The organism is Nostoc sp. DedQUE05 (assembly GCF_034530955.1).
In the GTDB taxonomy this organism is placed as follows: domain Bacteria; phylum Cyanobacteriota; class Cyanobacteriia; order Cyanobacteriales; family Nostocaceae; genus Nostoc.
Genome location: NZ_JAVRCB010000012.1, coordinates 36,312 through 49,018 on the forward strand (window position 1 = coordinate 36,312; position 12,707 = coordinate 49,018).

The 12,707-nt window shown below is 39.4% G+C and carries 17 protein-coding genes; 6 read left to right on the plus strand and 11 right to left on the minus strand.

The annotated features are described in order from the left end of the window. Positions 1 to 16: 16 nt before the first annotated feature. From RMZ42_RS10840 to RMZ42_RS10865, 6 genes are all read right to left on the minus strand, one after another. Positions 17 to 454, minus strand: a complete 438-nt coding sequence (locus tag RMZ42_RS10840; RefSeq protein ID WP_322671435.1) for an NUDIX hydrolase — start codon at positions 452 to 454, stop codon at positions 17 to 19. A gap of 382 nt (positions 455 to 836) precedes the next feature. Continuing rightward, entirely contained in the window at positions 837 to 2,975 is a 2,139-nt protein-coding gene (locus RMZ42_RS10845; RefSeq protein WP_322671436.1) for a glycoside hydrolase family 10 protein, read from the minus strand. Positions 2,976 to 2,987: 12 nt separating this feature from the next. Then, positions 2,988 to 3,125, minus strand: coding sequence for a hypothetical protein (locus tag RMZ42_RS10850; RefSeq protein ID WP_322671437.1), 138 nt, complete (start codon positions 3,123 to 3,125; stop codon positions 2,988 to 2,990). 195 nt (positions 3,126 to 3,320) lie between these two features. Next, positions 3,321 to 3,893 (minus strand): HdeD family acid-resistance protein, encoded by a 573-nt coding sequence (locus RMZ42_RS10855; RefSeq protein WP_322671438.1) that lies wholly within the window; start codon positions 3,891 to 3,893, stop codon positions 3,321 to 3,323. 289 nt (positions 3,894 to 4,182) lie between these two features. Continuing rightward, complete coding sequence (locus tag RMZ42_RS10860) at positions 4,183 to 4,734, minus strand: alpha/beta hydrolase (RefSeq protein ID WP_322671439.1); 552 nt, start codon at positions 4,732 to 4,734, stop codon at positions 4,183 to 4,185. Between the two features lie 60 nt (positions 4,735 to 4,794). Continuing rightward, positions 4,795 to 5,010 carry a bromodomain-containing protein gene (locus RMZ42_RS10865; protein WP_322662184.1) on the minus strand — a complete coding sequence of 72 codons (216 nt, stop codon included), beginning with the start codon at positions 5,008 to 5,010 and terminating at the stop codon, positions 4,795 to 4,797. Positions 5,011 to 5,372: 362 nt separating this feature from the next. Between RMZ42_RS10865 and RMZ42_RS10870 the strand changes: the two genes are divergently transcribed. Next, positions 5,373 to 5,615 (plus strand): DUF2281 domain-containing protein, encoded by a 243-nt coding sequence (locus RMZ42_RS10870; protein WP_322671440.1) that lies wholly within the window; start codon positions 5,373 to 5,375, stop codon positions 5,613 to 5,615. Then, complete coding sequence (locus RMZ42_RS10875; protein ID WP_322671441.1) at positions 5,600 to 5,812, plus strand: type II toxin-antitoxin system PemK/MazF family toxin; 213 nt, start codon at positions 5,600 to 5,602, stop codon at positions 5,810 to 5,812. Before RMZ42_RS10870 ends, RMZ42_RS10875 begins: the two co-directional genes overlap by 16 nt. Before the next feature lie 72 nt (positions 5,813 to 5,884). Here RMZ42_RS10875 and RMZ42_RS10880 read toward each other — a convergent pair whose 3' ends face one another. After that, complete coding sequence (locus RMZ42_RS10880) at positions 5,885 to 6,193, minus strand: hypothetical protein (protein WP_322671442.1); 309 nt, start codon at positions 6,191 to 6,193, stop codon at positions 5,885 to 5,887. A gap of 515 nt (positions 6,194 to 6,708) precedes the next feature. Between RMZ42_RS10880 and RMZ42_RS10885 the strand changes: the two genes are divergently transcribed. After that, positions 6,709 to 7,170: a pyridoxamine 5'-phosphate oxidase family protein gene (locus RMZ42_RS10885; protein ID WP_322671443.1), complete on the plus strand. Its 462-nt coding sequence runs from the start codon at positions 6,709 to 6,711 to the stop codon at positions 7,168 to 7,170. 134 nt (positions 7,171 to 7,304) lie between these two features. On the opposite strand, the gene RMZ42_RS10890 is transcribed toward RMZ42_RS10885, so the two are convergent. Continuing rightward, a complete protein-coding gene (locus RMZ42_RS10890) occupies positions 7,305 to 7,442 on the minus strand; it encodes a hypothetical protein (RefSeq protein WP_322671444.1) in 138 nt (45 codons plus the stop codon). A 56-nt stretch (positions 7,443 to 7,498) separates the two neighbouring features. Here RMZ42_RS10890 and RMZ42_RS10895 point away from each other — a divergent pair, with 56 nt between their 5' ends. Continuing rightward, positions 7,499 to 7,702, plus strand: a complete 204-nt coding sequence (locus tag RMZ42_RS10895) for a ChaB family protein (protein WP_322671445.1) — start codon at positions 7,499 to 7,501, stop codon at positions 7,700 to 7,702. A gap of 28 nt (positions 7,703 to 7,730) precedes the next feature. Here the strand turns inward: RMZ42_RS10895 and RMZ42_RS10900 are convergent, their stop codons facing one another. Then, positions 7,731 to 8,093, minus strand: a complete 363-nt coding sequence (locus tag RMZ42_RS10900; RefSeq protein WP_292732982.1) for an HPP family protein — start codon at positions 8,091 to 8,093, stop codon at positions 7,731 to 7,733. A 1,276-nt stretch (positions 8,094 to 9,369) separates the two neighbouring features. On the opposite strand from RMZ42_RS10900, the gene RMZ42_RS10905 reads away from it, so the two are divergent. Next, positions 9,370 to 9,945 (plus strand): DUF411 domain-containing protein, encoded by a 576-nt coding sequence (locus RMZ42_RS10905; RefSeq protein WP_322671446.1) that lies wholly within the window; start codon positions 9,370 to 9,372, stop codon positions 9,943 to 9,945. A 40-nt stretch (positions 9,946 to 9,985) separates the two neighbouring features. Here RMZ42_RS10905 and RMZ42_RS10910 read toward each other — a convergent pair whose 3' ends face one another. Next, on the minus strand, positions 9,986 to 10,930 hold the full coding sequence (locus RMZ42_RS10910; RefSeq protein ID WP_322671447.1) for a tetratricopeptide repeat protein: 945 nt from the start codon (positions 10,928 to 10,930) through the stop codon (positions 9,986 to 9,988). A gap of 241 nt (positions 10,931 to 11,171) precedes the next feature. After that, positions 11,172 to 11,564 (minus strand): hypothetical protein, encoded by a 393-nt coding sequence (locus tag RMZ42_RS10915; protein ID WP_322671448.1) that lies wholly within the window; start codon positions 11,562 to 11,564, stop codon positions 11,172 to 11,174. A gap of 470 nt (positions 11,565 to 12,034) precedes the next feature. Between RMZ42_RS10915 and RMZ42_RS10920 the strand changes: the two genes are divergently transcribed. Beyond that, the gene (locus RMZ42_RS10920) at positions 12,035 to 12,451 is read left to right on the plus strand and encodes a KTSC domain-containing protein (protein ID WP_322671449.1); all 417 of its coding nucleotides are present in this window, start codon (positions 12,035 to 12,037) and stop codon (positions 12,449 to 12,451) included. Positions 12,452 to 12,707: the final 256 nt, after the last annotated feature.

The following is a 12,707-nucleotide window of genomic DNA, read 5'->3' on the forward strand; positions in this document are numbered from 1 at the left end:
TTATTGTGGTTGTTATTTAACATCGTAATGAACAAAATTGAGATTCGACCTGGAAAAAACCTTTAAGGATTCGTTTGAGTGAATTAAACTTAACCCGCCTGATAGCTTTATTCACTTCTACCCACTGTCGTTTTCTTTTACTTGCTTCTGGATAATCTTCACTCAGCATATCAACTGATAATAAATACATCTTGACGCAATAAATTTTGCCTTGTTTGCGGTACTTGTAAGTTCCCAGTTCATTTGCATCTATTTGCCCAATTATCCCTGCTTCTTCCCACGCCTCTTTGGCTGCGGAATCAGGTGGACTCATACCATTAGGAATATCTCCTTTGGGAATCACCCAGTGTTGAAAGTCACGAGTTGTAATTAGCAAGATTTCAACTTTACCATTGTTCACTCTGTAAGGAATTACCCCAGACTGTATAAACACTTTACTGGCTTTTCGACTCATGTAATTTCCATCCTGTACGTCCTAGCTTTTTTGTACAATGTTTACTTCAGAAATTCTAGAGCTGATACCGGATAAATTTTGGTTAATCTTAAGTTATGAAAAGGTTAAAAACAGATTTTTACTTATAAGAGTTAATTATCGAAATGGAATTTAGGAGTCAGGAGCCAATATTCAGAATGAATTTTGTGCAACTAACGGATAGCGTAAGGGTAGCAAGCTATTTATTCAAAAAATTTCTAGCATCAGTGTTTGAGCGGGTGATGATGGTTTTAATGCCGCAGTTACACTATTATTAGACTAGTTTTATCTTGAGGAGTCTGACTTTTATTCGTCAGTTGTATCCATATATATAAAGTTATCGCGAATCTGGCAGCACTTTTGTTCAACTAACTGTAATAACTGTTCCCAAACTCTCGTTAGCTAATCTATCTACTGCACACACGGCATAAGTTCCGGCTTGTTGGACGGTAGCGAATGTTGTACCAGCAGATAAAATTCGTTGAATTGTCCAAGTATCGCCACTCAGCCGATAAAGTGTCCAGGAACGAACTGGCTGATTATCTCCAGGCTGCCAACTCAGTTTGCGGTTATTGACTTGTAGTCCAATGGGTGGAGATGGTGGTGTTGTATCCTGCCAAGGCAAAGTCGGTGGTAAGGCAGGTTTGTTATACAGCAGACTTTGAAATTTATCAGCAATGCCCTGACTATTTTCTGTCAAAACACTGAGATTAAAGAAGATATTCCCCAGTGACAATCGTCCAGCTTGGCTACGACTAATTTTTACCTGCTTTTCAATCTCATCACTCTCGCGACTCTTGTTGCTTGGTTCTGTCAAATTGTTACCAGCATAAACGTGTCTTTGCTTTGTGTTTACCTGTGTCCACCACTGTAGCAACGCTGGATAACTTTGTTGTGGTTGGTCTGTGCGCCAGTAAAGTTGAGGAGCGATATAATCAATCCAGCCTTCTTCTAACCATTTTTTGGAGTCAGCATACAGCACGTTGTAAGCATCCAATCCGGTAATACCAGCAGGTTGGCCGGGGCGATAAATCCCAAAAGGACTAATACCAAATTTTACGTCGGGTTTGGCTGTTTTAATTCCCTGCCAGAGGCGCTGTACCATTTTGTTAACATTGTCTCGTCGCCAATCGTTAAGGCTGAGTGTGCCACCAGCTGCTTTATATGCAGCGTAGGTTTTATCATCGGGGAAAGACTGTCCCTCAATGGGATATGGATAGAAATAATCATCTAAGTGAATGCCATCAACATCGTAGCGCTTGACTACATCGAGAATTACGTTATACGCTCTATCCTGAACTATTTTTAGTCCTGGGTCCATCCAGCGTTGTGTTTTCCACAAATAAACGCTTTCTGGATTAGTAGCTGCGATGTGGGGACGGACTGTTTTAGCTGGGTCGGTGGAAGTGCTAGCACGGTAGGGGTTAAACCAAGCATGGAGTTCAATATTGTGCTTGTGACATTCTGCGATCGCAAAGGCTAAAGGATCGTAAAATGGTTCTGGTGCTTTCCCCTGAGTTCCTGTAATCCAAGCACTCCAAGGCTCTAATCGAGATTCATACAAAGCGTCTCCCTCCGGTCGCACCTGGAAAATCAGAGCATTGAAGTTTAGCGCTTGTAATTTAGTAATAATCTCGGTAAGTTCTGCTTTTTGTTGAGCAACAGTAAGTCCCGGTTTGGAAGGCCAATCACCATTCCACACAGATACTACCCATGCTCCCCGGAATTCCCGGCTATGATTTACCCTAACGCTGCCGATAGGTGTGGGCGTTGGAGTTGGTGTTGGAGTTGGAATTGGAGTTGGAATTGGAGTTGGAGTTGGAGTTGGAGTTGGAGTTGGAATTGGCGTTGGAGTTGGAGTTGGTGTTGGTGTTGGTGTTGGCGTTAATATTGGCGGCTGTACTAAGTAACTAGAAGCAATTTTTTCTGCCTGACCTAAATACACTAAGGCTTGATAAATAATCACTGCCACATCTGCACGAGTAGCAGCGAGATTAGGATTGAGTAATTTAATATTTGGGAAACTAACCACCAATCCAGCGCTGGTGGCAATAGCTACATGATTTCTACCATATTCAGGAATTTGTACAGAATCCTGATAAATCTGTGAGAGTTTTGAGAGCAGGTCAGGTTTAACCTTGGTAGCAATTTCTAAGCCTGCTACCAAGGAAACTAAGACTTCTACCCTAGTAATTCGGTTAGCAGAACGGAAAGTTTTATCAGGGAATCCGCTAATAAATGCTTTTTCGTAAGCTGTTTTGATGGCTGCTGCTGCCCAATAATTCGTGGGTACATCAACAAAGGAAACATACTGCCGCTTCTTGGAAACTGTCCCAAATGCGTTAGCGATAATAGCGGCAAATTCAGCACGGGTAAGTGAATTATCGGGGCGATAAGTGCCATTAGGCAACCCACTGACAATACCGCGTTGGGCTAAGGCTGTAATAAATGAGCGTGCCCAATGGTTTTGAATATCCGAGAATGGAGTAGCAATAGATACCATTGTTAATTGCAGCTAGCTGGCCTTGATTTTGATTTCCTTTGTTAATTTAGCAATTTTGTTGGCGTAGGCATAGCCAGCCGTAGGCATCGCTGCTGCAATGTCGTCTTGTAAACTTTGACTACTTAAGTTTGGGAATGGGGCATTGGGCATTGGGTATGGAGAAGAGACAAGGTAGACAAGGAAGAGGGGGTAGATAAGGGAGAGACTTGTTCAATAATTCCGGGTTGTCCCCTTGTCTCCTTGTCTCCTTGTCTCCTTGTCCTTGTCCCCTTGTCTCCTTGTCCCCTTGTCCCCTTGTCTCCTCTGCTCCTCTGCTCCCCCACTCCCCACTCCCACTCCTATCTACTAAGTAGGATTTGCAGCTTCATTAGTAGGATTCGAGGTAGAACGCGCATTCAACGCCAGCATCACGCGTGAAATACCAGTGAAAATAATGCTGACACCAACTAGTGTACCCAGAAGCCAAGGTGCGTTGAAGGGCCACTGGAACCAAATCATTGCGCCTAAAACCAGCGTAATAATCCCATCACCGAGTACCCACGTCCAGTTTTCTTGCGGACGTAACCGGAATGCCAAAATTAACTCGAATGTACCTTCAGCCAGTAAAAAGCTACCAAGCAACAGAGTTAGTGTGAGTACACCTGTAAAAGGATAAACAAACAGCATAATGCCTGTTGCAATATAAAGCCCGCTCAATAGAAGTTTCCAAATAAAACCTCCTTGGTGGCGGGTTTGAGTGGCATAAACTAGTTTTGTAAATCCGGCAAAAATCAAAATCGCTGCAATCCAAGTTTCGGCGAATAAGGTGGTGAAATTAGGTGCTGCGATCGCAATAACCCCTAAAATACTCAACAGAACACCTGTTATCAGTGACCCATTCAGATTTTTGTTAGTATTTTTAGAAACATCGGTTGTCATAAAAATCCCTTTCCTATTTTTAGACTAAACTCTACATTTAGGTTAGGGAATTTTTAATTAACACAGTATGAACCCTAAGACAGACTCATCAGTATTAACTTCATTGCGATCGTGACGAAAATTTACGACTATTGAGATACTAAATCAATCGACTTCTTGCAGAAGTTGGGGAAAGGGATAGAATTAACATTCCCCTTTAACCTTTCCCCCTTTCCCCACAAGAGTACAAAAGGTACAAATGCCAAGAGGTCTAATTATTAGATCGCAACTGCATTGTCTCTAAGTTACCCTATAAGAGTTCTGCAAGACTGCTAAGGCGTTCATAAACAGAAATAAGACGATCTCCTTCAAGTTCAACAGAAGTATTTGGATAATTCTGAATGGCTCCAAGTAATGTCACTTCACCATTTTGTTGAATAGATGTACTTAAAGCGCTTCGCAATGCTTGCTGGTCTAATTGTCCTGCGGGAGGATGAACTACCTCACCAATTTGGTTAACTAAAATTGGCCCTGCCCAACTAGCTAGTAAGCTATTTAAAAAAGCAGCATCAGCTTTTATTGGGGCTTTCAATGCCTTACGAGCTACTGCGGGGTCTTGTTGCGCTGCTTCTAAATAAGCTCTTAATGTTGGGGTAGTCTTGCCAGTTTCTGTAAACTGACTTAATTCTTCAACAGATACTTGCCCCTGAAAAGTACCATACTTTAAAACAACTTGCTCGGCAGCATTAGCATTAGTAGTTGAGAATAGAACAATAGCACCTACACCTAAAGCTACTGTCTGTGTGAGTAACTTAGTAAATTTCTTATTATTTAATTGATTGAGAAGTTGCGAAATCTGCATTTTTTTAAACTTGATAATGGTATGGAGCAGACATAAGCACAAAATGCCTATGTCTTAGGGTTAAACTTTGTTATTAGGCGAAGCTGCATGAGGTAGTATTGATTGGTCTTCGTCTAAAGTTGGTGCAGGTACGCCCAAATGCTTCCTTGTAGTTTCTTCAGCAAGCTTTCGGTCTTGTTCGTTCTCGAACTGGCTCTCATCTAACAAATGAGGATTTTTTGCTGCTTCGTCTCGGCTTGGCCGATAACCATTTTTCCACCTGTACTTCCAGTCCATAATTTAAAAGGCAAATATACTGCAATTTTATTTCCTAGTTGTTTATAGTAGACGCTCAATAGAAAGTGATACTCCTACTATGGGTTGAAGAGGCTCATTCAGAAGGTATAAATTTAACTTACTAGAGTAAGAATACTTGTCTGCGTAAATTTTAATACTTTAATAAGTAAATAACAAGTTATCAGTAGCGATCGCAAATGTAATAATAACGATTGTCACGAGATGCGATCGCATCTCCAATATCTTAATAAACTTTCACTATTAAAGCTTTGCTGCTTCTGCCTTGTGCAGGATGAGTATATTAGCTTTAAGCTTTAGAAAGTAGAATTTATTTGATTTTATATTTTTATTCAAAAACAGATATGATAAATATTATTTTAGATATTGCCAAAGCACAAAATAAAATAATTATGCTTAAAGAACAGATTACACAAGAGCTAGAAAAATTACCTGAACCTCTGTTACAGGAAATTTTATATTTTGTTCAGTTCTTACAAGCCAAGTACCAAAAAGAAAAAACCTTAGAAATTACCATTATGAGTAAATCATCATTGCAAAAAGATTGGTTAAGACCAGAGGAAGATTCAGCATGGCAGGATTTGTAAAAGGTGATGTTGTTATTGTTCCATTTCCATTTTCAAATTTAACTGATACAAAACGCAGACCTGCTTTAGTTATTGCTACTCTTCAGGGAGATGATCTGATTCTTTGCCAAATTACTAGCCAAGCTGTTGGCGATATTTATGCGATTCAACTAGATAATAGTGATTTTAGTTACGGTCGATTAAATCAGCATATCTAAGCGTCGGCTTTGTACCCTTGTCTACAGAACGCTAAGGGCGAACGGGAAGCAAGCTATGTACAGCCGTGATTTTTAATCTTCAGGTATATTTACTGGTTGCTTTATCAAAAAGCCTAATTGCTTTATCAAAATACTAAAATACTTTCTCAAAATACTGAAATGCTTTCTCAAAAGGCTTAAATGCTTTCTCAAAATACTCGAATGCTTTCTCATTTCGGTGTTTTCAGCAAGCAAAAGGCTTAAATGCTTTCTCAAAAGGCTTAAATGCTTTCTCATTTTGGTGTTTTCAGCAAGCAAAAGGCTTAAATGCTTTCTCAAAAGGCTTAAATGCTTTCTCATTTTGGTGTTTTCCGCAAGCAAAAAGCTTAAATGCTTTCTCATTTTGGTGTTTTCCGCAAGCAAAAGGCTTAAATGCTTTCTCAAACACCAGTTTAGTTACTCATTTCAGTGTTTTCTACAAGCCAAATGGCATTTGACTTTTTCAAACGGATCTATGCCTTCTTTCCTGTTCCCTACCCACGCAAGTAAATTCTCCGAATCAAACCGGATTCTTATATGTCTGCTAAATTATGGCTTTATCGGCTAAAGTTACAGAGGCACTTTGAATTTAGTACAAAATTTATCAAATTTATGTCTAAATAAATAAGCACATAATTAACCTGACTATATCTAAAAATGGTTTATGCACAGAATAGTCACTCTCAAAAAATATCTCTATAGATATAACTAAAAAAGCTAATTTTATTATAATTACATCTTTAGGCTCACGCAATTTAAACTAAAAAGGTTAATACTAAAAAATAACATTATCAAAATTAAATCTGGTTGTAATCAAAAATTGCAGCCTAGACAACAAATAGATAAATAGAGAAAAAAGAGAGAAAAAAGTACAAACAATGGCAACTTCTACTGACCGCGAGCAACAGATTCAAAAACTGCGTGAACTCATCAAAGATATTGATTATGGTATGTTTACTACAGTCGATGATGATGGCAGCTTGCATAGTTACCCCATGTCAAAGAGTGGTGAGATTAACTCTGATAGCATACTCTGGTTCTTTACTTATTCTGATTCCCATAAGGTGACTGAAATTGAACACCACGAACAGGTAAATATTAGTTTCTCTTCACCCGAACAACAGCGATACGTTTCTATCTCAGGTACAGCACAACTTGTAAAAGAGCGCAACAAAATGCGAGAGCTATGGAAGCCGGAACTTCAAACCTGGTTTCCTAAAGGACTAGACGAACCTGGTATTGCTTTGCTGAAGGTAAATATTAACCAGGTTAATTATTGGGATAGTGTATCGAGTTTCAAGCCCCAAACAATTAGTTTTTTGACAACATCACGTCTTTAATTAATAATTCGTAATTCGTAATTCGTAATTCGTAGTTAAGAATTCAATGACGAATTATTTAAGACTTGTAATTATTGGACGAAATTGTGGCAATTGTTTGGGGTATTGAGTGACTGAAAGCACTGCCTAAAAATTCAGCGATCGCCTGCCTGCGGCTGGCTTTTAAATAATGCAAGCGGTGTGCGTGCGATCGCTGTCACCAATATGCTGCTGATGAAGGTTTTAAACTCTTCAAAACTTCTAAAGTTTGATACTGATGAAGGCAGAAGCAAACATGGTTTTCCACCCTAAAGCAAAGGACAACTATGAGACTGGGGAAATAAAATTTATGCCTTACAAACAAATTACAGACTTACCAGATGCAGTCAAAGAAAACTTACCCAAACACGCCCAAGAAATTTTCCGGGCTGCATTTAACAGCGCTCAAGAACAATATGGTGGAGAAGAACGTGCCTTTCGAGTCGCTTGGAGTGCGGTAAAACGCGATTACGAAAAAGGCGATGATGGGCATTGGCACAAAAAACCAGAATAGAATTCAATACGGTTCGATTAAGGTTTTCTTACAGCCAATGCTTGGGATAAGTCCTCTCTTGTGCCAGATTATTAAAAACCACAGCACAAAGCACCAAAATAATAGAACCTTGTAAAGCAGGTGTTAATAGAAATTGCCAAGGAGCTTTTGTCATCATCACAACTAAGGCAACTGCTCCTGAAGGTGGGTGTAGAGTTCCAGTCAGCTGCATCATCCCAATGGCTGTTGCTACTGCCATTCCCATTGTCCAAGGTGATGAACCGAAAAGATGTAAAATAATTAGGCTGACTAAGGCAGCTACGAGATTACCACCAATCACATTACGGGGTTGAGCCAAAGGACTGTCTGGTACGCCAAATATCAATACACTGGTAGCACCAAACGGAGCCATAAGCAGAGGAGAATGTGTTTTTGCAGACAGGTAAGCCGTTGCTGCGATTGCTAAGAAACTACCAAGCCAACTCCAAAAAATATGTTTGTGATGAGGTTTATCTATAGGACAGGTTAGAGGACATGACCGCCAGGTTCTACTTATCTTAAACCAGTAATTATTCAATTTCAAGTGAAGATTTTTGTAATTAAATAATCTTAAATAAGCAGAATTAGTTCGCTTTTTTGGGAAATTTCCTTTCATAAACTCCACAATAATAAATAAGCATCAACTTAGAAAATATCAGTGGTGAAATTATACTGTAGCTAGTTATCAATACCGAAATAAACAAACACATCTATCTCAAGTTTGTTAGCAAAAATAGTATCTTAAATCGGTTTATACATTAAAGATAACAATACACACAGTAGTACTTTCCAGATTGTAAATAAGGCATCGACTAGATTATTTATTCAAGACATTAAGAGCAACATTTACATAGACCTATTAACGCTAAATTAACAAGTCCAATAGAATATTGCTTAATGTCATGATTTTATAACATTCTACCATTAAAGGATCTTGGAAATTTTTTAATAAAGCGTATATTACGTAGAAAAAAAACTATTCCACCTATAATAATTACTTATGATTTGCCTGAATTTGTTCCATCTAAACCTCCAAGGTACTCCAATTGGCGGTGATAGGGGATAGGAGGGCTGCCAATCGTGAGGTTCAATGCCCCCGATTGGCAGATCCCGCTAAGAGTGCTTGCAATTAGCGGTGAGAGTTGTCACATTAAAGAAGATATTGTTACTAACTTCAAGGTGCTAGCAGATTTGCTAATAATAGTTTTAGAGCTAATTATTTAACGTGAGTTCGACAAGCCCTTTTTTGACCTCTCCCCCAACCCCTACGGTGTACACACAACTCAAATTACCCCCCTTAATCCCCCCTTCTAAAGGGGGGAAACCGGAAATTTTGTTCCCTCCCCAATACATACGGGGAGGGTTAGGGTGGGGTAAAACCGAGATTTATCAACTACTTGAGACTTGTGTATACATCGTAGCCCTGTGGGAGAGGGAGGTTGTCCGGGAGAGATTCATCGAACTCACGTTTATTTAAAAGGTTGATTGCAGTCTTTGCTCAAACCAGTCCCTCAGATGTAATAACAACTCGCCTGACGTTAGATGCAATACGGTTCGGTTAAAGGGGAAAGGGTAAAGGGGAAAGGGGAATAAAAAACCGTTTAAACGCAGAGTGTTTTGGAAGCAATGTTGTATTTAGGAAGTATCAGATGTCACACAAACAATTGATTTATTGCTGGCAAAAATGGTTACTTCCCATCTTGATGCCTGCCATTGTGCAAATAGTGGTTCTAACATTAGGGGTGTTGAGCATTTTGGGAAGCACTGCTCCGATGAGTTATGCTCAAGCTGTTTTTAGCAGTAGTCACATCCAGGAGCAACAGACACCATCAAAATCAACGGTGCTAAATGCTACTGTATATCGCAGTCCCGATTGTAACTGTTGTGGCGGGTGGATTGAACACTTAAAGACACAGGGTTTTAAAATCACAGATTTTTCTACGCCTGACATCGAAACAGTCAAACAAAAGTACAACGTGCCGGATAACTTGTCATCTTGCCACACGGCAATTGTTAATGGATATGTTATTGAAGGACACGTCCCAGCAGACGACATCAAACGTCTGCTTCAAGAAAAGCCAAATGTTATTGGTTTATCTGTTCCGCAAATGCCTGTAGGCACTCCTGGGATGGAAATGGGGAATCGAAAAGACCCGTTTTCTGTGCTTTCTTTCGATCGCAATAACTCAGTTGCAGTATTCAATAAGTATCCTGGTGAGTCCTGAGTGAATAAAAAGGGTCTTTTAACTCGGAACTCAGCACTCTTTATTTAGAACCAGTTTTGATCGACTGCGACAAATGATTTAACCATCTCCTCAACCAGAAAGTAGATGGTGCGCTTGCAACATTTTGAGAAAGAAACTCAATGGCATGGTTACAATCTTGCAGGCTGGCATCAAGTCCCATTGCGCGATAAATTTCACGAGCATTACAAAAGGCATCCATCGCTTCTGATTCTCGATTGATTTTTTCTAACACCAAACCCAAATTAAACCAGGCATTTGCTTCTTCATTTGGGTCATTAAGATCGCTTCCGATCTTTAATGAATGCTGATAAAACTCCAACGCCCTTTGGTACTTTCCTAAAGCCTTATAAGCACTGCCCAATCCACTCAAAGCCATGCCTTCAGCATTGCGATCGCTGATGAATTTCGCCAGCCCTAACCATTGTTGGTAAAATTCAATTGCTAGTTGGTAAGATCCCAACGATTCATAAATGTTGCCCAAACTTCCCAGGCAAATACATTCCCCAGTCCAATCGCCTATTTTCTTGGTTATACTCAACCATTGTTGGTAAAAATCTATCGCTTGCTCGTACTTACCCAGGTATTCATAAGTATTACCCAAGCTTCCCAAGCAAATGCCTTCCCCAGTGCGATCGCCTATTTTCCTGGTAATACTCAACCACTGGTGATAAAATTCAATCGCTCGCTGATATTTGCCCAGTGATTGGTAAGCGTTACCCAACCCAGATAAAGATTTGGCTTCTTCTAAGCGATCGCCTATTTCTTTAGCTATATCTAACCACTGTTGATAAAACTCAATTGCTAGGTGGTACTCGCCTAGCGACTGGTAAGCATTGCCCAAACTTGCCAAAGAAATGACTTCCCGATTGCGATCGCCTGTTTGTCTGGCTTTTTCTAAGCACCGCTCTTCATACTCAATGGACTCAATATTATTTAGTCCCCCGGATCTTATTACTTCTGTCATTCTCTATAGAAATTTTTGATCGATAAGCTGTCGATTATACAATTTTCTGTGGCTTTAGCACAGGATAAGTGCAACTTATGTCAAAATTGAGAAATTATTTTTCAATATCAAGCTTTCTTATATACTTTTCATACACAGCGATCGCTATGTATAAAAGGCTTTTATTTATCCTTAGTAACAAGCATACAAATATACCATACTGAAAAACTTAGCTTTCTCAAAAGATATAATAAAAACCAAATTAATCAGCAGCAGCATAATCTGGCAATACGTTGAGTTCTAAATTAACAGCACTTAAATAATTTTGATCGTTTAAAACTTGTGATGGTAATTTATTTGCATTCACAGCAGCTTTAACCAAATCTTTCGCAAGAATATTTCTATTCAAAGTTTTAAGTACTAGCGCTTCTCCGCTAGGAATCCCGTGTTGTTGCAGACCTCCTTGATAAGCAAAATTAACTAGATTCAAAGGCTGGAGGTAATTAGCAGAAGTCGAGTTCGTGGATAAATTATTAGAGTTAACAGCTATTGTTTCACTGTTGTTAGTAGTAGCTGTTTGAGCGCCAGCAATTCCAGGTACAAGAGTAAGAGAAGCAAAAATCAGTGCAGAATTTATTAAGGTAGCAAGTTTCATAAGTTATATTTAGGTAAAATGCGATCGGTGTTTCTTAGTAATAGAGTCCTCTTTATTATTAATCTCAACTTCCTTCAGTCAGGTCATCTGATCGGTTGATATATGACTCACCCAAAAGGGTGAGCTAATTGGGTGATACAAACAGCAATAGAGACTCAACTGAGTCTAGACACAACAAGGATGGTTGAAATTTTCAAGTACTTAACTGAGGCGAGTTGAACATTTATGCAATTTTTTAGGTGACTCAAATACGCTCATTCACCTAAGCCTAATCACAAGTATTTCCTCAAATGTCAGAGAAAAACACTGTGTGCTGCTTTGTTAAAGCGTCTCTACATACCTAAAATTCTCTCCTAGAAGGAAAAACTTGACACTTAAATAATTTTTTAGTATAAATGTACTATAAAAGCGCTTGATATTGCATAAAACTTTACCACTCCCGACTACGCCAATAGGAGAGTAGAAAATAAATGAAGCTATCTAAGGTAGACTTGAGCAGTTTAGTAGCGATCGCTCATTCTGATGGATATTTGCAGTTGTTGCTCGACCGAGGCAACGAACTAGAGTTTTTGGAAATTCCGGCACCGATACAAGCTTACGAAGGATTGCAAGAACTCAATGAGGTTATAGCTGAAACTACTGCACTACCCTTTGAAGAAGAACCAATTGCTATGTTACCAGTTAGCTCATCAATGGCGGCGGCTGTAGGCTACGATCCTGACGAACAGATTTTGCAAGTTGAGTTTCAAAGTGGAGCGGTTTATCAGTACTTAGGCGTAGATGAGGATACTTGGGAAGATTTACATTCCTCGGACTCAATTGGCAGCTTTTTCAATCAAGAGATTAAAGGTAGATATGATTGCGATCGTCTAGATTGTGCAGATTAATGATTAATAACTGCATGTAGGGTTTTTAATAATTCTTGCGTTGTATAAGAAACTTCTTGGCATAAGTCGGGAAAAGGGGAAGGTGGGGTTCCCTCTGGGGATAAGGGGCGTAGGGTGGTTTCATACAAACAGAGAAAAACTAAAACTGGGTTTCAAAGCCTCTCCCCCACGGGGGGAGAGGAATGGAAGTGAGGGAAAAAGCCTGGACACAAAACGAGAAATCAAGACTTATGTATTTTTCTTTTTTCGTATGAAA